Here is a 20,792-nt window from a genome sequence, read left to right as displayed (position 1 = left end):
GATACTGGCGACGGTGCCCCCTCCCTAACCCTCCCCCGCTTCGCGGGAGAGGGAACTGCCGCTGCCCTCCGCATCACTTCTGCAAGCGTCCTGCCCCCTCTCCCGCGTGAGCGGGCGAGGGATGGGGAGGGGGCGCCAAAGCCCGCCTCTCACCTCCCTACTTCTTCCCCCGCGCACCCTCCCGCGCCCGCGACGCCGTCTCCCGCTCCAGCCTTTCGCGCAGGAAGGCCAGCACGGCGGCCTCCTCGCCGCTCAACCCGGCCAGTTCGTCGCGCAGTTCCGCCTCCACCTCGCGCTTCAGCGATTCCAGCAGGTCGCCTTCCACATAGGCGTCCAGGATCTCGGGATGGACGTAGCTCTTGCGGCAGACGCTGGGGGTGTTGCCGAGGCGGGTGGCGACCTGTTCGATGGCGCGGGTGACGTTGCGCTTGGCGCCGGTCGTGCTGTCGAACGACTCGAACTCCCGCAGCGCCATCGCCGCCAGCACGGTGCCGGCCCAGGTCCGGAAGTCCTTGGCGGTGAAATCGGCCCCGGTCGCCTCGCGCAGATAGGCGTTGACGTCACCCGAGGTCACGGCATGGCGCTGCCCGTCCGAATCCAGATACTGGAACAGCTCGTCGCCGGCCACGTCGCGGCAGGCGGCAACGACGCGGGCGAGCCGGCGGTCGCGCAGCGCGACGTTCCATTCCTTGCCCGACTTGCCCTTGAAGGAGAAGCGGACCTCCGACCCCTCGACCTCGGTGTGGCCGTCGCGCAGCGTGGTCAGGCCGTAGCTCTGGTTCTCGCGGGCGTAGGTCTCGTTGCCGACGCGGATCAGCGTGGTTTCCAGCAGCCGGACCACGGCGGCCAGCACCTTCTCCCGCGACAGGCCGCGCCGGCCGAGATCGGCGGTCACCCGCTCGCGCAACGCGGGCAGCGCCCGGCAGAAATCCAGCATGCGGCCGAACTTGGTGCCCTCGCGCAGTTCGGTCCAGCGGCGGTGGTAGCGGTACTGCTTGCGCCCCTTGGCGTCGCGACCGGTGGCCTGCAGGTGGCCCTCGGGGTCGGGGCAGATCCAGACGTCCCGGTAGGCCGGCGGGATCGCCAGTTTGCGGATGCGCGCCAGCGTGTCCTCCTCCGTCACCTGGGTGCCGTCGGGCCAGAGGAAGCGGAAGCCCTTGCCGTAGCGCCGCCGGCGGATGCCGGGGGTGTCGTCGGAGCTGTAGGTCAGCCCGGCACAGGCGGCTTCCTGTTCGGGCGAGGGGGTGTCCGTATCGGACGGAGGGATGGTGCTGTCCATATGGCCATCAACGGCCGGAACGGACGTTGGTTGCCGCTACCTCCTTCGGAGAGGGTTTCTTCGCAGTTGCAAAAACACTATCCTCGCACCGCCAGATCCAGCATGGAGCCGCGAGCATGGACCGCAAGCCGGACGAGACGACCCTGACCGCCCATCTGCCGAACCTGGAGATCCAGATCCGCCACCGCGAGGCCGGAGAGGATGGGGCGGAGGTGATCGCCATCCAGTTCCGCGCCACCCCGTCCTTCGACGCGGTCGCCGGCCTGCTCGCGCCCGCGCTGATGAACCCGCTGCTGCTGGCTGGTCCCGGCGGCGGGAAGCCGGGCGCCAACCCGTTCGGCGGCAATCCGATGGCGTCCGCCGCCGGCATGGCCGAGATGTGGATGGCGCCGATGCGGCTGTGGGGCGAGATGGTGCGGCAGGCATGGGCGCCCTGGGTTCAGTTGACTCAGCGCCGCTAGGTTACGGCCACTTCACCTCGGGCGGCAGGCTCATCAGGATCGCTTCGGTGTTGCCGCCGGTCTTCAGGCCGAAGGTGGTGCCGCGGTCGTAGAGCAGGTTGAATTCCACATAGCGGCCGCGGCGGATCAGCTGGTGTTCCCGCTGCTCCGCCGTCCAGGGCCGGTTCATGTGCCGGCGCACCAGGGCGGTGTAGCTGTCGAGGAAGGCGGTTCCGACGTCGCGGGTGAAGGCGAAGTCCGCCTCCCAGTCGCCCGAGTCGAGGTTGTCGAAGAAGATGCCGCCGACTCCGCGCGCTTCTCCCCGATGCGGCAGGAAGAAATAGCGGTCGCACCACTCCTTGTAGCGCGGATAATAGTCCGGGTCGTGGCGGTCGCAGGCGGCGCGCAGGCCGGCGTGGAAGTCGGCGGTGTCCTGGTCGTCGGGAATCATCGGCGTCAGGTCGGCCCCGCCGCCGAACCAGCCCTGGGTGGTCACGATGTGGCGCGTGTTCATGTGCGTGGCCGGGACCAGCGGTGAGCGCATGTGCGCCACCAGGCTGATGCCCGCCGCCCAGAACTCGCCGGTCTCGGCCGCACCGGGGATGTTGGCGCGGAATTCCGGGCTGAAGATGCCGTGCACGGTCGAGATGTTGACCCCGACCTTCTCGAACACCCGGCCCTTCATCACCGACATGGTGCCGCCGCCGCCCTCGCCGCCGCCATGGTCGGGGCGGGACCAGCTCTTGCGCTCGAACCGGCCGGGGGGCAGGTCGGCATGGGTGCCGGTCAGCTCGTCCTCCAGCATCTCGAAGGTGGCGCAGATGCGGTCGCGCAGGTCCCGGAACCAGGATGCGGCGCGGGCCTTGCGGTCTTCGATGATGCCGGGTTCGGCGGTGGCTTCGGCGGTCATGGCGTTTCCTGTCCGGCGGTCTGCCGCGTCTCCAGGGCTTCCCGCGTTCAATGCAAAACGCAGGAAGCCCTAGCCTTATGTTTGTCGATCGGATTCACGCTTCAAATCGATGCCGATTTTACGCGATCCGATCTTGTGCGGCGGTCTGCCGCAGGGCTTCACCCAACACCATCGCCGCGCTGACCGCAACGTTCAAGGAGCGGGCGGGCGGCACCATCGGGATCACCAGCCGGGCATCGGCGGCGTCATGCACCTCGTCGGGCACGCCTGCGCTCTCGCGGCCGACCAGGATGCGGTCGCCGGGGGCGAAGCGGAAGTCGGTGTAGGGGATCGCCGCCCGCGTGGTCAGCAGCACCAGCCGCCCGCTCTGCGGCGTCGCACGGTAGGCGGCCCAGGAGCTGTGCCGGACCCAGTCGAGATGGTCCAGGTAATCCATCCCGGCGCGGCGCAGGCGGCGGTCGTCCAGCACGAATCCGCAAGGCTCGATCAGGTCGAGAGCCACCCCCAGCCCGGCTGCGAGTCGCATCAGAGTGCCGGCATTCTGTGGAATGTCGGGTTCGAACAGCACAAGGCGCAACGCGGGCCTTGCCTCGAAGTGTTTGTTTTGCATACAAATAGTCCAGCCCCGACACACGCGACAAATTGTCTCCCGGCCAAGGACTTTTCAAGATGTCGACGCGACGGTATACCGCAGCGCAGAAGCTGGAGATACCCACTCCGGACCGATGCGGCATGCCTGAGGGTTTTTCCTTCGGCGGGCGGGCTTGCCGTGTCATGCATAAAAATGGTCCATCGGTCGTCCGGCGCGGGCAAAGGGCGTCGGGCATGCCTTGAGGAGAAACAGGCTTATGGCTCAGACCACGCATCCGCCCGGGACGGGTGGCCACGCGGCCTCCAGCGGCGAGGGGGGTTCCCGCCGCGATTTTCTGTATCTTGCCACCGGTGCGGTCGGCGTCGTCGGGGCGGCCTCGGCGGCCTGGCCCTTCATCGACAGCCTGAATCCGGCGGCCGACACCCTGGCGCTTGCCTCCATCGACGTTGATCTGGCTCCGGTCGCCGCGGGGCAGGCGATCACGGTCACCTGGCGCGGAAAGCCTGTCTTTGTCCGCCACCGCACTGCCGAGGAGATCGAGGCCGCCAAGCAGGTCAACCTGGGCGACCTGCGCGATCCGGCCGCCGACGATGCCCGCGTGAAGAAGCCGGAATGGCTGATCGTCATCGGCATCTGCACGCATCTGGGTTGTGTGCCGCTCGGGCAGAAGGTCACCGATCCGCGCGGCGAGTATGGCGGGTGGTTCTGCCCCTGCCACGGCTCGCACTACGACACCGCTGGGCGCATCCGCAAGGGCCCGGCCCCCGCCAACCTTGTCCTTCCGACGTACGCCTTCACGGGCGATACCAAGATCCGGCTCGGTTAAGCGGCCCAACGGTTCTGGAGACCCCGAGATGGCTCAGGTTCAAGCCACCAAGTTCAAGAATCCGGTCGTGAACTGGATCGACAGCCGCCTGCCGATCTTCACGATGCTGGATCACGAGTACAACCACTACCCGATGCCGCGGAACGTCAACTATCTGTGGGCGTTCGGTGCCATCGCCGGCATCATGCTGGTGATCATGATCGCCACGGGCCTGTTCCTGGCGATGCAGTACTCGTCCCACACCTCGCTGGCCTTCGATTCGGTCGAGCGCATCATGCGCGACGTGAATTACGGCTGGCTGATCCGCTACGTGCACGCCAACGGCGCGTCGATGTTCTTCATCGCCGTCTACATCCACATGTTCCGCGGCCTCTATTACGGCTCCTACAAGGCCCCGCGCGAAATCCTGTGGATCCTGGGCGTCATCATCTTCCTCGTCATGATGGGCACCGCCTTCATGGGCTACGTGCTGCCCTGGGGCCAGATGAGCTTCTGGGGCGCCACCGTCATCACGAACCTGTTCTCGGCATTCCCGATCGTCGGCGACCCGATCGTGACCCTGCTGTGGGGCGGCTTCTCGGTCGACAACCCGACGCTGAACCGCTTCTTCGCGCTGCACTTCCTGCTGCCCTTCGTGCTGCTGGGTCTGGTGATCCTGCACACCGCGGCGCTGCATGTCTGCGGCTCGAACAACCCGCTCGGCATCGACCCGAAGGGCCCGCAGGACACCGTCCCGTTCAACCCGTACGTCACGGTCAAGGACGGCTTCGCCGTGGTGATCTTCCTGATCATCTACGCGGCGTTCGTGTTCTTCATGCCGAACTACATGGGCCATCCGGACAACTACATCCCGGCCAACCCGCTGGTGACCCCGGCGCACATCGTGCCGGAATGGTACTTCCTGCCCTTCTACGCCATGCTGCGCGCGATCCCGGACAAGCTGGGCGGCGTGCTGGCGATGTTCGGCTCGATCGCGCTGCTGGCCTTCCTGCCGTGGCTCGACCGTTCCAAGGTCCGCAGCTGCAAGTTCCGGCCGATCTACCGCCAGTTCTTCTGGATCCTCGCCCTCGACGCGCTGGTTCTCGGCTATGCCGGCGCCATGCCGGCCGAAGGCGCCTGGCTGATCATCGCCCGTATCGGCACCGCCTACTACTTCTTCCACTTCCTGGTCCTGCTGCCGGTGCTGGGCAAGCTGGAACGGCCGAGTCCGCTCCCCAACAGCATCGCGGAGTCCGTTCTGAAGGGCGGGGGCGGCATCGCCGCCGGCGCCCATGCCAAGCCGATGGAGAAGGCCTGATGCGCGCGTTGAAGACTGCTATCCTCTCGGCGGCGCTGGCTCTCGGCATCGCCGGGGCCGCGCAGGCCGCGGAAGGCGTGCACATCCCCAAGCAGAACTGGCCGCATAGCGGCATTTTCGGGACCATCGACAAGGCGTCGGCCCAGCGTGGCTTCCAGATCTACAAGGAAGTCTGCGCCGCCTGCCATTCCATGCGTCTGGTCCCGATCCGCACCCTGGCCGGCATCGGCTTCAGCGAGGACGAGCTGAAGGCGATCGCCGCCGGCTACGAGGTGCAGGCCGGCCCGAACGATGCGGGCGAGATGTTCATGCGTCCGGCCGTTCCGGCCGACCGCTTCCCGTCGCCCTTCGCCAACGACCAGGCGGCCCGTGCGTCGAACAACGGCGCCCTGCCGCCCGACCTGTCGCTGATGGCGAAGGCCCGCGTCGGCGGCGAGGATTACCTCTACGCCTTCCTGACCGGCTTCGAGGAGCCGCCGGCCGACGTCAAGCTGATGGACGGCATGAACTACAACAAGGTGTTCCCCGGCCATCAGGTCGGCATGCCGAACATCCTGCAGCCGGACGGCGTCACCTTCGCCGACGGCACCAAGGCGACGGTGGAGCAGCAGGCGCACGACGTGGCGACCTTCCTGACCTTCGCCGCGGAACCGCACCTGGATGCCCGCAAGCAGATGGGCGTCAAGGTCATCCTGTTCCTGCTGGTGCTGGCCGGCCTGATGTATGCCACCAAGCGCAAGCTGTGGAGCACGCTGCACTGAGCCCGACGGTTCGGTGAGGCAATTCGGACCTGGACAGGGCGCCCCTTCGGGCGCCCTGTTTCTTTTGGGGAACGGGTCGTCCGGGCGGCAGACTTGGTGCGGAGAAGACGAATGGTGGACAAGCTGATCGACGAGATCGTCGATTTCTGGTTCGACGAGGCGATGAAGCCTTATTGGTTCCGCAGATCGGCAAGCTTCGACCGGGCGGTCGCCGACACGCTCGGCCCCCATCACGAGGCGGCGGCCCGCGGCGACTACGACCATTGGATGGAGGATGTCGACGGCTGCATCGCGCTGTGCGTCCTGCTCGATCAGGTGCCGCGCAACATGTTCCGCGACGATCCGCGCGCCTTCGCCACCGATGCCAAGGCTCGGGGCGTGAGCGACCATGCCGTCGCCAACGGGTTCGACCTGGAATGCACCACGGACGAGCGGATCTTCCTCTACCTGCCCTATGAGCATCACGAGGACCTCGCCAGCCAGGAGCGGTCGGTCGCGCTATTCACCGAGCGGGTGGGCGACGAGACCGCGGTGCGCTACGCCCTGCGCCACCGCGAGATCATCCAGCGTTTCGGCCGCTTCCCCCACCGCAACGCCGTCCTCGGCCGTCCCGGCACGCCGGAGGAGGAGGCGTTCCTGAAGGAGCCAGACTCGTCGTTTTGAGCCTCAAACCGGCTGCGGCGCCAGCCAGCGTTCCAGCGCGCCGAGCAGGTCGGCGCGGCGGACCGGCTTGGTCAGGTAGTCGTTCATGCCGGCGGCGAGGCAGCGGACGCGGTCCTCCGGCTGGGCATTGGCGGTGACGGCGATGATCGGGATGCGGGCGCGCTCGTCGCCCAGCGAGCGGATGGTGGTGGTGGCAGCCACCCCGTCCATGTCCGGCATGGCGACGTCCATCAGCACCGCTTCGGGCGGCACCGGCGCCTGGGCGACGGCCACCACGGCCTCCGCCCCGCCGGTGGCGGTCTCGACCGAAAAACCCGCCTTGGCCAGCAGCCCGGCCACCACCATCCGGTTGGTGGCGCTGTCGTCCACCACCAGCAGCCGGCCGCCGCGCGAGCGGGCCCAATTCATCAGCCGGTCGGCATCGGTGGTGCGGGAGGGCAGGGCGACCGGCATGTCCAGCGTCACCCGCCGCATGCCGTCCACCCCATGGTCCATGCCCATCTGAGCCCCCAGTGCCGCCAGCAGACGGCGGGCGAGTTCGTGGCAGAAGCGATCGCCGCCATGGGGGTCGAAACGGCCGGCCAGTTCCGCCCGCAGGGTCACCCGCTCCTCCCCCACCGGCAGGGCCGACAGGCGGACCTCCAGCCGGCCGGCCCCCGGATCGGCGCTGGCGATGGCGCTAGCCGCCAGTGCGGTGCAGAGCGCGCCGACGGTGCCGGCATCGCCGACCAGCCGCGGCGGCGTGCCGTTCAGCACGCTGACGTCCAGCGCGACATCGCGCGCCTGGGCCAGCGCCGCGGCCGATACCGACAGCATGCGGGCCAGCGCCTCCGGGGCGAAGGCCGTCACCCTCCCGCCGGGGGCGTGATGCAGATTGTCACCGTCCATGACCCGCCATTGGCAAAATGCAACGCAGCTTGCAGAGATCGGGGCCGGACATGCCCATGGGCACAGCTTTTCCGATCTTGCGACCCGTTCTCAGCAAGCGGCGGGCCAACTGGGCTCTCCCCCCAGTGGTCCGGTCAGCGGGGTGGAGCATCCGGAGGGTTGAAGAGGTAGGGGACGAAGCTGCGGTGGTGCTCGTTCACCCGCAACTCGCTGCCGATCGGCGGGAAAGCGCGTTGCTGGCAATCGGTGCGCTCGCACAGGCGGCAGTTGACGCCGATCGGCGCCGCCGCCTTGACGTCGGTGATGTCGATGCCGGCGGCATAGACCAGTTCCGGCGCGTGGCTGGCCTCGCAGCCCAGCCCGACGGCGAACTGGCGCGACGGCTTCAGATAGGCGCCGCCGCGCTTGGTCACGGTGCGGGCGATGCTGATGTAGGTGGTTCGATCGGGCATCTGGGCGAACTGCACCAGGATCTTGCCGGGCTGGGCGAAGGCCTCGTGCACGTTCCACAGCGGGCAGGCGCCGCCGAAACGGGCGAAGTGGAAGCGGGTGGCGGAATGGCGTTTGGTGATGTTGCCGGCCATGTCGACCCGGACGAAATAGAAGGGCAGGCCGCGGGCCCCCGGCCGCTGCAGGGTGGACAGCCGGTGGCAGACCTGCTCGAAACTGGCGGAGAACCGGCTCTGCAGCTGCTCCACATCGTGGCGCAGGGCACGGGCCTGGGCGGCGAAGGCGCGGTAGGGCATGACCAGCGCGCCGGCGAAATAATTGGCGAGGCCGACCCGGCAGATCGACCGGGCATCCTCGCTGGAGAACTTCGCCTGATCCACCAGATCGTCGATCAGGTCGCCGAACTCCAGCAGCGCGATCTGATTCGCCATGTGGAAGGCGCGGCTGGAGCTGGTCAGCAGGGCGGACAGGCGCAGCGTGCCGGTGGAGGCGTCGTAGCTGCGCATGGCGGTCTCTCCCGCCTCGTCGGCGACGATCTTCACCCGCACGTCGTGACGGCGCTTCAGGTAGGCGGCGAGTTCGTTCAGCAGCGCCCCCGAATGGATCTTCTCGGTGTCCCACAGCCGCTCCGCCGCCTCGTCCAGCGGGCCGATGTAGTTGTTGCAGTAGTGAAAATAGTCCCGCACCTCCTCGTACGGGAACTGCGGGCCGGCGAAGCTGTCGCCCTCTTGACTGCTGGGTTCGCGGTTGGACAGGCTGTCGGCCAGCGACTGCACCCGCTCGTGCAGCTTCTGGTAGGCCTGATGCAGGCTGAGCACCCGGCGGGCCAGTTCGGGGCTGGAACCCACCACGCTGCGCAACTCGCCCGATGTCAGCGGCGCCCCAGCGAACAGGGGATCGGCCAGCGCCTCGCGCAGGTCGGAGACCAGCCGGCTGTCCTCATCCTCCAGGAAGGCGGAGAGTTCCAGTTCGAAGGTGGCGGCGATCCGCATCAGGACCGGCAGGGTCAGCGGGCGCTGGTTGTTCTCCAACTGGTTGAGATAGCTGGGGGAAAGCTCCAGCGTCTTGGCCAGCGAAGCTTGGGTCAGGCCGCGCTGTTCGCGCAGGCGGCGCAGCTTGTAGCCAAGGAATAGCTTCTTTTGCATGCGTATAAAATCCCGCCCTATGGACGGCCTTGGAAATCCGCCGTTCTTCGCAATCTTAGCAAGCGCAAAACCGCATTTGCAAAGGGCTTCGCAACTTCGCACGTTTTTGCAAAGAGGCTGTTTGAAGCGCTGCGAAGTTTGTGAATAATCCGCGGCGTTCCGGTGAATGATTGCGTCGCTCGACACCGGAGCGGGGACCGTCACTGCGACGCCAAAGATATGGGAACGCCCGATGCAAGACATTCTGGCCAAGTTGGAGTCCAAGCGCGCCGCGGCGCGGCTGGGCGGCGGTGAGAAGCGCATCGCCGGCCAGCACGCCAAAGGCAAGCTGACCGCGCGCGAGCGGATCGAGCTGTTCCTCGACGAAGGGTCGTTCGAGGAGTTCGACATGTTCGTCGAACATCGCTGCATCGACTTCGGCATGGAAAACCAGAAGGTTCCGGGCGACGGCGTGGTGACCGGCCACGGCACCGTCAACGGCCGCCTCGTCTTCGTCTTCAGCCAGGACTTCACGGTCTTCGGCGGCGCGCTGTCGGAAGCGCATGCCGAGAAGATCTGCAAGATCATGGACCAGGCGCTGAAGGTCGGCGCGCCGGTGATCGGCCTGAACGATTCGGGCGGCGCCCGCATCCAGGAGGGTGTCGCCTCGCTCGGCGGCTATGCCGAGGTGTTCCAGCGCAACGTCGACGCCTCGGGCGTCATCCCGCAGATCTCGCTGATCATGGGGCCGTGCGCCGGCGGCGCGGTGTATTCGCCGGCCATGACCGACTTCATCTTCATGGTGAAGGACAGCTCCTACATGTTCGTCACCGGCCCCGACGTGGTGAAGACCGTCACCCACGAGGTCGTGACCGCCGAAGAGCTGGGCGGCGCCATCACCCACTCCACCAAGTCGGGCGTGGCCGATCTGGCCTTCGAGAACGACGTCGAGGCTCTGCTGCAGCTGCGCCGCTTCGTCGATTTCCTGCCGTCGTCCAACCGCGAGAAGGCGCCGGTCCGCCCCTGCGCCGATCCGCTGGACCGCGAGGACTTCTCGCTCGACACGCTGGTGCCGGAGAACCCGAACAAGCCCTACGACATGAAGGAGCTGATCCTCAAGATCGTAGACGAGGGCGACTTCTTCGAGCTTCAGCCGGACTACGCCAAGAACATCCTCATCGGCTTCGCCCGCATGAACGGCTCCACGGTCGGCATCGTCGCCAACCAGCCGATGGTTCTCGCCGGCTGCCTGGACATCGACAGCTCCAAGAAGGCCGCGCGTTTCGTGCGCTTCTGCGACGCCTTCGAGATTCCGATCCTGACCCTGGTCGACGTCCCCGGCTTCATGCCCGGCACCAGCCAGGAGTATGGCGGCATCATCAAGCACGGCGCCAAGCTGCTGTACGCGTACGCCGAGGCCACCGTGCCGAAGGTGACGGTCATCACCCGCAAGGCGTACGGCGGCGCGTACGACGTGATGTCGTCCAAGCATCTGCGCGGTGACGTGAACTATGCGTGGCCGTCGGCGGAAATCGCGGTGATGGGCGCCAAGGGTGCGGTGGAGATCATCTTCCGCAGCGACATCGGCGACGCCGAGAAGATCGAGGCGCGTACGGAAGAGTACAAGCAGAAGTTCGCCAATCCCTTTGTCGCCGCCTCGCGCGGTTACATCGACGACGTCATCATGCCGCACGGCACCCGCCGCCGCATCACGAAGGCGCTGTCCATGCTCAAGAACAAGCAGCTCCAGAACCCCTGGCGCAAGCACGACAACATTCCGCTGTGAGGGCCGGCAGCATGTTCGAGAAGATCCTCATCGCCAACCGTGGCGAGATCGCCTGCCGCGTCATCCGCACGGCACGCCGCATGGGCATCAAGACCGTCGCGGTCTATTCCGACGCCGACAAGAACGCGCTCCATGTCGAGATGGCCGACGAGGCCGTCCATATCGGCGCCGCCCCGTCGGCCCAGAGCTATCTGCTGGTCGACCGCATCGTCGAGGCCTGCAGGAAGACCGGTGCCCAAGCCGTCCATCCCGGCTACGGCTTCCTGTCGGAGAAGCGCGAATTCCAGGAGGCTTTGGCCGCCGCCGGCATCGCCTTCATCGGTCCGGACGCCCACGCCATCCAGGCCATGGGCGACAAGATCGAGTCCAAGAAGCTGGCGAAGGAAGCCGGCGTCTCCACCGTCCCCGGCTATCTCGGCGTCATCGCCGACGATGAAGAGGCGGTGATGATCGCCCGCGACATCGGCTATCCGGTGATGATCAAGGCCTCGGCCGGCGGCGGCGGCAAGGGCATGCGCGTGGCCTGGAACGACGAGGAGGCGCGCGAGGGCTTCCGCTCGGCCACCAACGAGGCGCGCTCCAGCTTCGCCGACGACCGCGTCTTCGTCGAGAAGTACATCCAGCAGCCGCGCCACATCGAAATCCAGCTTCTGGCCGATGGGCAAGGCACCTGCCTGTACCTGCACGAGCGCGAATGCTCGATCCAACGCCGCCACCAGAAGGTCATCGAAGAGGCCCCGAGCCCCTTCCTCGACGCCGCCACCCGCAAGGCGATGGGCGAGCAGGCGGTGGCTCTGGCCAATGCGGTGCAGTACAAGTCGGCCGGCACGGTCGAGTTCATCGTCGATGCCGAGCGCAACTTCTACTTCCTGGAGATGAACACCCGCCTCCAGGTCGAACACCCGGTCACCGAGCTGATCACCGGCCTGGACCTTGTCGAGCTGATGATCCGCGTCGCCGCCGGGGAAAAGCTGACGATCCGCCAGGAAGACGTGCAGTTGAACGGCTGGGCTGTCGAGGCGCGCGTCTATGCGGAGGATCCCTTCCGCAACTTCCTGCCCTCCACCGGCCGCCTCACCCACTACCGGCCGCCAGCCGCCGACCCGCATGTCCGCGTCGATACCGGCGTGTTCGAGGGCGGCGAGATCTCGATGTACTACGATCCGATGATCGCCAAGCTCTGCACCTGGGGCTCGACGCGCGATGCGGCGATCGCCGGCATGCGCGAGGCGCTGGACCAGTATTACATCCGCGGCGTCAGCCACAACATCCCGTTCCTGGCCTCGCTGATGGCGAACCAGCGCTTTGTCGATGGGCGGCTGACCACCAACTTCATCGCCGAGGAATACCCGACCGGCTTCCACGCCTCCGATCTGCCGCCGGAAGACCCGGCGGTGCTGATCGCGGTCGCCGCGGTGATCCACCGCAGCCTGAACGACCGGGACATCCAGATTTCGGGCAAGATGGCCGGCAACAAGGCCAAGGTGCGCGACGACTGGGTGGTGGTGCTGGACGGCACCCAGCATCCGGTGCACCTGCACCCGGCGGACGGCAGCCCGCAGCGCATCGGCTACACCGTCGACATCGACGGCAAGCACCATACGGTGTGGAGCGACTGGCAACTGGGCGAGCCGCTGTTCCGCGGCACGGTGAACGGCGAGCATGTCTGCGTGCAGATCGACCGCGTCGGCGTCGGCTACCGCCTGCACCACAGCGGGTCGCAGGCCATCGTCAAGGTGCTGACCCCGAAGGCGGCGAAGCTGGACGCGCTGATGCCGGTCAAGGCGCCGCCGGACATGTCGAAGTTCCTGCTGTCGCCGATGCCGGGCCTGCTGGTGTCGCTGGCGGTAACGGAAGGCCAGGAGGTCAAGGCCGGCGAAGTGCTGGCCGTGGTCGAGGCCATGAAGATGGAAAACATTCTGCGCGCCGCGCAGGACGGAACGGTCGCGAAAATCCACGCAGCCCCGGGCAGCAGCCTGGCGGTCGATCAGAAGATCGTGGAATTCGCGTAACCGTATAATAAGAAGAACAGTACCGAGAGGAAGCGTACCCCCTTGCCCCTCTTCCAATGGTTCATGGGACCGTTGGAAGAGGGTGCATCGGGAGGAAACGCACTGCCAACATTACCTGCTACATAAGAAGCCCTCAGGAGGCGTCGATGACCGAGTTCCCGAAGAAGACCCTTGCCGATTGGGACAAGCTGGCCGCCAAGGATCTCGGCGCCGACGGCGATATCGCCAAGCTGACTTGGAAGACCCCGGAGGGGCTGGACGTCAAGGCGCTCTACACCGCTGCCGATCTGGAAGGGCTGGAGCTGGACACGCTGCCCGGCTTCCCGCCCTTCACCCGCGGCCCGCGCGCCACGATGTACGCGGTGAAGCCCTGGACCATCCGGCAATATGCCGGCTTCTCCACCGCGGAGGAGTCGAACGCCTTCTACAAGGCCAACCTCAAGGCCGGCCAGATGGGCCTGTCGGTGGCCTTCGACCTCGCCACCCACCGCGGCTATGACAGCGACCATCCGCGCGTCGTCGGCGACGTCGGCAAGGCCGGCGTGGCGATCGACAGCGTCGAGGACATGAAGGTTCTCTTCGCCGACATCCCGCTCGACAAGATGTCGGTGTCGATGACCATGAACGGCGCGGTACTGCCGATCCTGGCCGGCTACATCGTCGCGGCGGAGGAGCAGGGCGTCAGTCAGGACAAGCTGAGCGGGACCATCCAGAACGACATCCTCAAGGAGTTCATGGTCCGCAACACCTACATCTACCCGCCCGAACCCTCGATGCGGATCATCGCCGACATCATCGAGTACACCTCCCAGCACATGCCGAAGTTCAACTCGATCTCGATCTCCGGCTACCACATGCAGGAGGCCGGGGCGACGGCGGTGCAGGAGCTGGCCTTCACCATCGCCGACGGCCTCGAATATGTCCGCGCCGCGATGTCGAAGGGCCTCCCGGTCGACAAGTTCGCGCCGCGCCTGTCCTTCTTCTTCTCCATCGGCATGAATTTCTTCATGGAGATCGCCAAGCTGCGCGCCGCGCGCCTGCTGTGGTCCTCCCTGATGCAGGAGAAGTTCCAGCCGAAGGACGCGCGCTCGCTGGCGCTGCGCACCCACTGCCAGACCTCGGGCGTCTCGCTCACCGAGCAGGACCCCTACAACAACGTCATCCGCACCACCATCGAGGCGATGGCCGCAGTGCTGGGCGGCACCCAGTCGCTGCACACCAACGCCTTCGACGAGGCGCTGGGACTGCCGACCAAGTTCTCCGCCCGCATCGCCCGCAACACCCAGCTGATCATCGCGGAGGAGGCCGGCGTCACCAAGGTGGTCGATCCGCTCGGCGGCTCCTTCTACATCGAGCATCTGACCCACAGCCTCGCCAACGCCGCGCTGGAGCTGATCGGCCGCGTCGAGGAGATGGGCGGCATGACCAAGGCGGTCGAGAGCGGCATGCCCAAGCTGCTGATCGAGGAGGCCGCCGCCCGCCGCCAGGCCGCCATCGACCGCGGCGAGGAGGTGATCGTCGGCGTCAACAAGTACCGTCCGGAAAACCCCGAGGGGGTGGACGTGCTGGACATCGACAACACCGCCGTCCGCGAGGCGCAGATCGCCCGCCTGAAGCAGATCCGCGCCACCCGCGACGAGGCCAAGTGCCAGGAGGCGCTGGCGGCGCTGACCAAGGCGGCCACCGAGAAGAGCGGCAACCTGCTGGCACTGTCGGTGGAGGCCACCCGCGCCCGCGCCACCGTCGGCGAGATCTCTGACGCGCTGGAGAAGGCCTTCACCCGCCATGTCGCCGTCATCCGCTCGGTGTCGGGCGTCTACGGCTCGGCCTATGAGGGCGACGAGGGCTTCAAGAAGATCCAGGAGGAAGTCGCATCCTTCGCCGCCGAGGAGGGCCGCCGGCCGCGCATCCTGGTGGTGAAGATGGGCCAGGACGGCCACGACCGCGGTGCCAAGGTGATCGCCACCAGCTTCGCCGACATCGGCTTCGACGTGGACATCGGGCCGCTGTTCCAGACCCCGGACGAGGCGGCGCGGCAAGCGGTGGAGAACGACGTCCACGTTATCGGCGTATCGTCCCAGGCCGCCGGCCACAAGACGCTGGTGCCGCAGCTGATCGAGGAACTGCGCCGCCAAGGTGCCGGCGACATCCTCGTCGTGTGCGGCGGCGTGATCCCGCCGCAGGATTACGACTACCTCTACAAGGCGGGCGCCGCGGCGATCTACGGGCCGGGCACCAACATCCCGAAGGCGGCGTCGGACATCCTGGGCATCCTGCGCAAGCAGAAGACGGCGGCGTGATGAGCGGAGGCGGGAAGGGCGAAGGCTCTTCCCGCCCCTGTTTTGGGCGGCCCTGAACTGGACAGGATCGAGCAGCGGCACTATCCTTAGGTCAGTGACGCATGGTCGGGAGCCGTTCGATGTCCAGGATCGATCCAACCAAGAAGAATGAGCATCCCGTTTCCGATACGCTGGAAAACGCATCTTGCGTGTCGTCCATGGATGCCGAAAAGAAGAAATGGATGGAAGACAATCGGGCGGCGTTTGCCGCATACGACGCGTTGGTGGACCGGCTTGGTCTTTTTGGTGAAGAGTACCGGAACTTCGGATGAGATTTCTCGACGTTTGCCTCAATCCGGCGGCGAAGGGAAAGAACAATCACCCCATTCCCTATCTCTTGATCGTTCAGGGTGATTACGTCGGTATCGACAGAACCCGTGTGGTGGTTCCGTTGATCCGGTCGTCCGAAGTTGAAACTCCAATTCCAAAGATCATGCCGTCAATCATGGTCGGCAACGAGCAATTCGTCGTCGCGACGCCGCAGATCATCGCTTTGCCCGTTGCGCAAATCGGCACGGTCGTCGCGTCCGCATCCGATGCCCATTCCGACATCCGCCGCGCCATCGATGTTCTGACAGGCGACTTTTGACCGTCACCGCCGAAACCGACCTCTACGCGCCCGTGAAGGCCTTCCTCGAAGCTCAGGGCTATGACGTGAAGGCGGAGATCCATGGCTGCGATCTCGTCGCCACGCGCGGGGGCGAGCCGCCGGTGATCGTCGAGTTGAAGAAGCGCTTCACGCTCGATCTCGTGCTGCAGGGGGTGGACCGGCTGGCGGTCAGCGACAGAGTCTATCTCGCCGTGCCGCAGCCGGGGCGCAAAGCGACCGGGCCGTCGCCGCTGGACGGCGACGTGAAGAAGCTCTGCCGCCGGCTGGGCCTCGGCCTGCTGATGGTCGATCCGGGGCTGGCGGAGGGGCAGCGCGTCGCCGTGCTGCTCGATCCGGTTCCCTACAGCCCGCGCAAGGACAGGAAGCGCACCCACCGGCTGCTGGGCGAGCATGCCCGCCGGGTCGGCGATCCCAACCGGGGCGGGTCGACCCGCGTCGCCATCGTCACCGCCTATCGCCAGGACGCGTTGCGCATCGCCCGCATGCTGCGCGACGGGCCGTTGACCGTCGCCGCCTTGCGCAAGGCGGGGGCGCCGAAGGATGTCGGGCCGATGCTGCTGCGCAACGTCTATGGCTGGTTCGAGCGGGTGGGGCGCGGCACCTACGGCCTGACCCCGGCGGGTGTGCAGGGGGTGGAGGCGTTCGCCCATGCGCTGGCGGAGGGGTGACACCCCGCACCGCCAAGCCTATGATCGGCGCCACAAAACCATGAACGCACAGGCTGGAGCCGGCTTTGTCGGACTACATCAGCAATCTCGTCGTCTTTTTCGTCGTCGTCGATCCGCCCGGGCTGGTGCCGCTGTTCATCGCGCTGACCCGCGGATTCGAAGACCGCCACAAGCGCATCATCGCGTTGCGCGGCACGGCCATCGCCTTCGTGGTGCTGGTCTTCTTCGCCTATTTCGGCAAGGTGGTGCTGCAGACCCTGTCGATCGAGATGCCGGCCTTCCGCATCGCCGGCGGCGCGCTGCTGTTCTGGATCGCCTTCGAGATGCTGTTCGCCAAACGCTCCGAACGGAAGGAGCGCGACACCGGCGAGGCGATGACCGACGAGGACGCCCACGACATCGCCGTCTTCCCGCTGGCGGTGCCGCTGATCGCCGGACCGGGCGCCATCACCTCCATCCTGCTGCTGATGGACCGCACCGGCGGCACGGTGGCGGGACAGGTCAGCGTGCTGGGGGCGGCGGCGACGGTGATCGGCGGGGTGACGCTGATCCTGCTGGGCGCCGACCGGGTCGGGCGGCTGCTTGGCCGCACGGTGATCCACACGGTTAGCCGGGTCCTGGGCATCGTGCTGGCGGCGCTGGCGGCGCAAACGATCATTTCCGGCATCACCGCGGTCTATCCGCCCCAGTGACCGGCCGGCCCCAACACTCCGTATGCCCCTCCAATCCCTTGTGCTGTCGGGTTTAAGCCTGAAAGACTAGTCCCCTTTCCACGGCAGTCGCTCACTCTACATCGCCTCTTGCCACATCGGCGCCGGGCACCTGCCCGGCGTGTGCGTTTCCACGCGCCCAAACAAAAAGAGGCGGCGGCCATGGAACTCGATCCATTGATCCTGTCGCGGATTCAGTTCGCGTTCACGATCTCCTTCCACATCCTGTTTCCCAGCTTTACGGTGGGACTTGCCTGCTGGATCGCGCTGCTGGAAGCGCTTTGGGTCGGCACCGGCAAGGGCATCTACCGCAGCCTGTCGGAATTCTGGACGCGGATCTTCGCGCTGTCCTTCGGTCTGGGCGTGGTGTCCGGCATCGTCATGTCCTATCAGTTCGGCACCAACTGGAGCCGCTGGTCCGACACGGTGGGCAACGTCCTGGGCCCGCTGATCCAGTACGAGGTGGTGACCGCCTTCTTCCTCGAGGCCGCCTTCCTCGGCATCATGCTGTTCGGGCGTGACCGGGTGCCGCGCGGCATCCACCTGATGGCCGCCTGCCTCGTGGCGCTGGGCACGCTGCTGTCCTCCTTCTGGATCCTGTCGGCCAACAGTTGGATGCACACGCCGGCCGGCTTCGAGATCCGGGACGGCCGCTATTTCGTCACCGACTGGTGGCAGGTGGTGTTCAACCCGTCCTTCCCCTATCGCCTCGCCCATATGGTGACTGCGATGTTCCTGACCACCAGCTTCGTGGTCGCCGGCATCAGCGCCTTCTATCTGCTGACGCGCCGCCATTTCGACCATGCGAAGCTGGGCTTGAGCATGGCGCTGGCGCTGATCACCGTGCTGGCGCCGCTGCAGATCTTCTTAGGGGACGAGCATGGCCTGAACACGCTGGAACACCAGCCGGCCAAGATCGCGGCGATGGAAGGCAATTGGGAGGGCGGCCCGCGCGCGCCGCTGATCCTGTTCGGCATTCCCGACGTGGAGAAGGAAACCAACCACTGGGAGATCGGCATCCCGGCGCTGTCCAGCCTGATCCTGACCCACGACTTCAACGGCAGCGTCCCCGGCCTGAAGCAGTTCCCGGCGGACGAGCGGCCCGACCCGCGCATCATATTCTGGACCTTCCGCCTGATGGTCGCCATCGGCTTCCTGATGCTGACGGTGGCGGTGGTGCATCTGGTGCTGCGCTTCCGCGGCCGGCTGTACAGTAGCGACTGGTTCTTCCGCGTGCTGGTCGGCTGCATGCCGATCGGCTTCATCGCCATCCTGTCCGGCTGGTTCACGACCGAGATCGGGCGCCAGCCATGGGTCGTCTACGGGCACTTGCGCACCGCCGATGCGGTGACGCCGTCGCTGACGACGGAAGCGGCACTGATATCGCTGCTGTCCTTCGTCGTCGCCTACACCATCATCTACGGCGCCGGCACCTATTACCTGATCCGCCTGCTGCGCATCGGCCCGACCCATGTGCATGACGCCAAGCAGCCGCCGGAGGCGCAGAGGCCCAAACGGCCGCTGTCCGCCGCCGACCAGTCCATCGAACCCGCGGAGTGACCCCCATGCAGGAGATTGCGGAAGGAAGCATTCTGACCCTGATCTGGGTCGGGATCGTCGGCTTCGCGGTGTTCATGTATGTGCTGATGGACGGCTTCGACCTCGGCATCGGCATCCTGTATCCGTTCGCACCGACGGAGGAGGACCGCGACACCATGATGAACACGGTGGCGCCGGTCTGGGACTTCAACGAGACCTGGCTGATCCTGGGCGGGGCGGGGCTGTTCGCCGCCTTTCCCATCGCCTATGCCGTGGTTCTGCCGGCGATGTACATTCCGCTGCTGGTCATGCTGATCGCGCTGATCTTCCGCGGGGTGGCGTTCGAATTCCGGTTCAAGGCGCGGGCGGGCCGGCATTGGTGGAACCGCTCCTTCTTCTTCGGGTCGCTGCTGGCGACCTTCGCGCAGGGGGTCATCCTGGGGTCCTTCATCCAGGGCATCCCGGTGGAGGGGCGGCAGTTCGTCGGCGGCATGCTGCACTGGCTCTCCCCCTTCGCCCTGTTCTGCGGGGCAATGCTGGTGGTCGGCTATGCGCTGCTGGGGGCGACGTGGCTGATCTGGCGGACCATCGGGCCGCTGCAGGACTGGTGCTATCGGATGGCGCGGGGGCTGATGCTGGTGGTGCTGGCCGGGGTCGCGGTGGTCAGCCTGTGGACGCCCTTTCTGCTGCCGCAGATCGCCGAGCGCTGGTTCTCCATGCCCAACATGATCTTCCTGTCGCCGGTGCCGATCGTCACGGCGGTGCTGGCCTTCGCCCTGTGGCGGGCCATCGACAACAGCCGGGAGGTGGCGCCCTTCGTGCTGTCGATGGCGCTGTTCGCCCTCTCCTATCTCGGCCTCGCCATCAGCCTGTGGCCGCACCTGATTCCGCCCGGCGTCACCGTGTGGGAGGCGGCCAGCCCGCCGGAGACGCAGGTCTTCCTGCTGGTCGGCATGGCGTTCCTGATCCCGTCGATCCTGGGCTACACCGCCTATTCCTATTGGGTGTTCCGCGGAAAGGTGACGGGCAGCTTCGGTTACCATTGAGCGGAGGAGGCGCCCCGTCCTAAAACAGGCCGGATTTCGAGGCAAGCGAAAGGGTTGGGGCCATGGATATCGACATCAGCTTTGCCGAGGCGATGCTGCGCCGTGGCGCCGGCCTGCTGGAAACCGGACCGGAGGAAGCGGCAAGCGATCCCTTCGCCGTTGTGGCTCGGCTGCTGGCCGCCGCCGCGGCCACCGACGCGCCGCTGGTGGTGCTGAGCGAGGGCGGCAGCCACCCCGCCCTGTTCGACGAGGCCGCCCGCCGTGCCGGGGAGCCGCTGACCGCCCGGCTTGCCGGCCTCGCCGCCACCCGTCAGGGCGAGCGCGCCACGATGTACGAATTCGACGGCACCGGGCCGCTGACCGGCAACCGCATCGTCGCCGCCCTGCTGCGGCCGGAGGATCGGCCCGACCTTCTGCATGTCTACATCGCCGTCGGCCGGCTGCGTGGGGGAGAGGCGCAGATCACCGTGGCGCCGGCCCTTTTGCGGTTCGACGCCGCGGCGTTGGCCCAGACGCTGGGGCTGCTGGGCGATGCGGTGTCGCGCAGCCCGAACGCCGCCACCGCGGCGCTGGCCCACGCCGCCGCCATCCTGCCGATGGAAGGGCATGAGCAGGGCGGCATGCCGGCGGCGCTGCTGGACCTCTACTGGCATGCGTTGACGTTGGCGTCGGTGCGGGCTGATGGGGGATTGGCGACGATGATACCGGAGGGGAGTGCGTGAGGGTTGGCTTCGAATGCCCCCTCCCTAACCCTCCCCCGCTTCGCGGGAGAGGGGACTGCCGCCGCTTTGCATAGAGTTACGCCGCCAAGCGTCCTGCCCCCTCTCCCGCGAAGCTCTCGCACAAAGCTAA

20 protein-coding genes are annotated in these 20,792 nt (G+C 66.8%); 15 read left to right on the top strand and 5 right to left on the bottom strand.

Annotated elements, in window-relative coordinates; genetic code table 11:
• Positions 1-157 precede the first annotated feature (157 nt).
• Positions 158-1,279 carry a DNA topoisomerase IB gene (locus VD964_RS01120; protein WP_324864667.1) on the bottom strand — a complete coding sequence of 374 codons (1,122 nt, stop codon included), beginning with the start codon at positions 1,277-1,279 and terminating at the stop codon, positions 158-160.
• Between the two features lie 116 nt (positions 1,280-1,395).
• Between VD964_RS01120 and VD964_RS01115 the strand changes: the two genes are divergently transcribed.
• Positions 1,396-1,740, top strand: a complete 345-nt coding sequence (locus VD964_RS01115; protein ID WP_324864664.1) for a hypothetical protein — start codon at positions 1,396-1,398, stop codon at positions 1,738-1,740.
• Position 1,741: 1 nt separating this feature from the next.
• Here the strand turns inward: VD964_RS01115 and hemF are convergent, their stop codons facing one another.
• Complete coding sequence (gene hemF / locus VD964_RS01110) at positions 1,742-2,629, bottom strand: oxygen-dependent coproporphyrinogen oxidase (protein WP_324864662.1); 888 nt, start codon at positions 2,627-2,629, stop codon at positions 1,742-1,744.
• Positions 2,630-2,747: 118 nt separating this feature from the next.
• Positions 2,748-3,206: a tRNA (cytidine(34)-2'-O)-methyltransferase gene (locus tag VD964_RS01105; RefSeq protein WP_324864689.1), complete on the bottom strand. Its 459-nt coding sequence runs from the start codon at positions 3,204-3,206 to the stop codon at positions 2,748-2,750.
• A gap of 271 nt (positions 3,207-3,477) precedes the next feature.
• On the opposite strand from VD964_RS01105, the gene petA reads away from it, so the two are divergent.
• From petA to VD964_RS01085, 4 genes are all read left to right on the top strand, one after another.
• Positions 3,478-4,047, top strand: coding sequence for a ubiquinol-cytochrome c reductase iron-sulfur subunit (gene petA, locus VD964_RS01100; protein ID WP_014249761.1), 570 nt, complete (start codon positions 3,478-3,480; stop codon positions 4,045-4,047).
• A gap of 28 nt (positions 4,048-4,075) precedes the next feature.
• On the top strand, positions 4,076-5,344 hold the full coding sequence (locus VD964_RS01095) for a cytochrome b (RefSeq protein WP_149226745.1): 1,269 nt from the start codon (positions 4,076-4,078) through the stop codon (positions 5,342-5,344).
• Positions 5,344-6,105 (top strand): cytochrome c1, encoded by a 762-nt coding sequence (locus VD964_RS01090; RefSeq protein ID WP_149226743.1) that lies wholly within the window; start codon positions 5,344-5,346, stop codon positions 6,103-6,105. The genes VD964_RS01095 and VD964_RS01090 overlap by 1 nt, the downstream gene beginning before the upstream one ends.
• A gap of 111 nt (positions 6,106-6,216) precedes the next feature.
• Complete coding sequence (locus VD964_RS01085) at positions 6,217-6,768, top strand: DUF924 family protein (RefSeq protein WP_324864657.1); 552 nt, start codon at positions 6,217-6,219, stop codon at positions 6,766-6,768.
• A 3-nt stretch (positions 6,769-6,771) separates the two neighbouring features.
• Here VD964_RS01085 and VD964_RS01080 read toward each other — a convergent pair whose 3' ends face one another.
• A complete protein-coding gene (locus VD964_RS01080) occupies positions 6,772-7,656 on the bottom strand; it encodes a response regulator (RefSeq protein WP_324864655.1) in 885 nt (294 codons plus the stop codon).
• Between the two features lie 134 nt (positions 7,657-7,790).
• Entirely contained in the window at positions 7,791-9,251 is a 1,461-nt protein-coding gene (locus VD964_RS01075) for a helix-turn-helix domain-containing protein (RefSeq protein ID WP_324864653.1), read from the bottom strand.
• Between the two features lie 232 nt (positions 9,252-9,483).
• Between VD964_RS01075 and VD964_RS01070 the strand changes: the two genes are divergently transcribed.
• The 10 genes from VD964_RS01070 to VD964_RS01025 all read left to right on the top strand — a co-directional run bounded on the left by VD964_RS01070 (position 9,484) and on the right by VD964_RS01025 (position 20,662).
• Positions 9,484-11,016 carry an acyl-CoA carboxylase subunit beta gene (locus VD964_RS01070; RefSeq protein ID WP_324864651.1) on the top strand — a complete coding sequence of 511 codons (1,533 nt, stop codon included), beginning with the start codon at positions 9,484-9,486 and terminating at the stop codon, positions 11,014-11,016.
• 11 nt (positions 11,017-11,027) lie between these two features.
• Complete coding sequence (locus tag VD964_RS01065; RefSeq protein WP_324864649.1) at positions 11,028-13,028, top strand: acetyl/propionyl/methylcrotonyl-CoA carboxylase subunit alpha; 2,001 nt, start codon at positions 11,028-11,030, stop codon at positions 13,026-13,028.
• A 146-nt stretch (positions 13,029-13,174) separates the two neighbouring features.
• The gene (scpA, locus tag VD964_RS01060; protein ID WP_324864646.1) at positions 13,175-15,328 is read left to right on the top strand and encodes a methylmalonyl-CoA mutase; all 2,154 of its coding nucleotides are present in this window, start codon (positions 13,175-13,177) and stop codon (positions 15,326-15,328) included.
• Between the two features lie 119 nt (positions 15,329-15,447).
• Positions 15,448-15,639 carry a type II toxin-antitoxin system CcdA family antitoxin gene (locus VD964_RS01055; protein WP_324864644.1) on the top strand — a complete coding sequence of 64 codons (192 nt, stop codon included), beginning with the start codon at positions 15,448-15,450 and terminating at the stop codon, positions 15,637-15,639.
• Positions 15,636-15,956: a CcdB family protein gene (locus VD964_RS01050; protein ID WP_324864642.1), complete on the top strand. Its 321-nt coding sequence runs from the start codon at positions 15,636-15,638 to the stop codon at positions 15,954-15,956. Before VD964_RS01055 ends, VD964_RS01050 begins: the two co-directional genes overlap by 4 nt.
• Positions 15,953-16,645, top strand: coding sequence for a DUF2161 domain-containing phosphodiesterase (locus VD964_RS01045; RefSeq protein ID WP_324864640.1), 693 nt, complete (start codon positions 15,953-15,955; stop codon positions 16,643-16,645). The genes VD964_RS01050 and VD964_RS01045 overlap by 4 nt, the downstream gene beginning before the upstream one ends.
• A gap of 65 nt (positions 16,646-16,710) precedes the next feature.
• Positions 16,711-17,337, top strand: coding sequence for a MarC family protein (locus VD964_RS01040; protein ID WP_324864638.1), 627 nt, complete (start codon positions 16,711-16,713; stop codon positions 17,335-17,337).
• Between the two features lie 180 nt (positions 17,338-17,517).
• The gene (locus VD964_RS01035; RefSeq protein ID WP_324864636.1) at positions 17,518-18,915 is read left to right on the top strand and encodes a cytochrome ubiquinol oxidase subunit I; all 1,398 of its coding nucleotides are present in this window, start codon (positions 17,518-17,520) and stop codon (positions 18,913-18,915) included.
• Between the two features lie 5 nt (positions 18,916-18,920).
• Positions 18,921-19,940 carry a cytochrome d ubiquinol oxidase subunit II gene (gene cydB / locus VD964_RS01030; RefSeq protein WP_324864634.1) on the top strand — a complete coding sequence of 340 codons (1,020 nt, stop codon included), beginning with the start codon at positions 18,921-18,923 and terminating at the stop codon, positions 19,938-19,940.
• 62 nt (positions 19,941-20,002) lie between these two features.
• Positions 20,003-20,662, top strand: coding sequence for a hypothetical protein (locus tag VD964_RS01025; protein WP_324864632.1), 660 nt, complete (start codon positions 20,003-20,005; stop codon positions 20,660-20,662).
• Positions 20,663-20,792 lie beyond the last annotated feature (130 nt).

This window comes from Azospirillum sp., from assembly GCF_035628975.1.
Taxonomy (GTDB): Bacteria; Pseudomonadota; Alphaproteobacteria; order Azospirillales; family Azospirillaceae; genus Azospirillum.
Note: the sequence above shows the minus strand (reverse complement) of the source record. Positions and strands in the feature narration are given on the sequence as shown.

What these genes read in the sequence shown, in the direction of transcription:
- VD964_RS01055 (WP_324864644.1), top strand. Translation starts at nt 15,448, where the DNA reads ATGTCCAGGATCGATCCAACCAAGAAGAATGAGCATCCCGTTTCCGAT.
- VD964_RS01065 (WP_324864649.1), top strand. Translation starts at nt 11,028, where the DNA reads ATGTTCGAGAAGATCCTCATCGCCAACCGTGGCGAGATCGCCTGCCGC.
- VD964_RS01115 (WP_324864664.1), top strand. Translation starts at nt 1,396, where the DNA reads ATGGACCGCAAGCCGGACGAGACGACCCTGACCGCCCATCTGCCGAAC.
- petA (WP_014249761.1), top strand. Translation starts at nt 3,478, where the DNA reads ATGGCTCAGACCACGCATCCGCCCGGGACGGGTGGCCACGCGGCCTCC.
- VD964_RS01070 (WP_324864651.1), top strand. Translation starts at nt 9,484, where the DNA reads ATGCAAGACATTCTGGCCAAGTTGGAGTCCAAGCGCGCCGCGGCGCGG.
- VD964_RS01095 (WP_149226745.1), top strand. Translation starts at nt 4,076, where the DNA reads ATGGCTCAGGTTCAAGCCACCAAGTTCAAGAATCCGGTCGTGAACTGG.
- VD964_RS01035 (WP_324864636.1), top strand. Translation starts at nt 17,518, where the DNA reads ATGGAACTCGATCCATTGATCCTGTCGCGGATTCAGTTCGCGTTCACG.
- VD964_RS01050 (WP_324864642.1), top strand. Translation starts at nt 15,636, where the DNA reads ATGAGATTTCTCGACGTTTGCCTCAATCCGGCGGCGAAGGGAAAGAAC.
- VD964_RS01075 (WP_324864653.1), bottom strand. Translation starts at nt 9,251, where the DNA reads ATGCAAAAGAAGCTATTCCTTGGCTACAAGCTGCGCCGCCTGCGCGAA.
- scpA (WP_324864646.1), top strand. Translation starts at nt 13,175, where the DNA reads ATGACCGAGTTCCCGAAGAAGACCCTTGCCGATTGGGACAAGCTGGCC.
- cydB (WP_324864634.1), top strand. Translation starts at nt 18,921, where the DNA reads ATGCAGGAGATTGCGGAAGGAAGCATTCTGACCCTGATCTGGGTCGGG.
- hemF (WP_324864662.1), bottom strand. Translation starts at nt 2,629, where the DNA reads ATGACCGCCGAAGCCACCGCCGAACCCGGCATCATCGAAGACCGCAAG.
- VD964_RS01120 (WP_324864667.1), bottom strand. Translation starts at nt 1,279, where the DNA reads ATGGACAGCACCATCCCTCCGTCCGATACGGACACCCCCTCGCCCGAA.
- VD964_RS01025 (WP_324864632.1), top strand. Translation starts at nt 20,003, where the DNA reads ATGGATATCGACATCAGCTTTGCCGAGGCGATGCTGCGCCGTGGCGCC.
- VD964_RS01090 (WP_149226743.1), top strand. Translation starts at nt 5,344, where the DNA reads ATGCGCGCGTTGAAGACTGCTATCCTCTCGGCGGCGCTGGCTCTCGGC.
- VD964_RS01080 (WP_324864655.1), bottom strand. Translation starts at nt 7,656, where the DNA reads ATGGACGGTGACAATCTGCATCACGCCCCCGGCGGGAGGGTGACGGCC.
- VD964_RS01085 (WP_324864657.1), top strand. Translation starts at nt 6,217, where the DNA reads ATGGTGGACAAGCTGATCGACGAGATCGTCGATTTCTGGTTCGACGAG.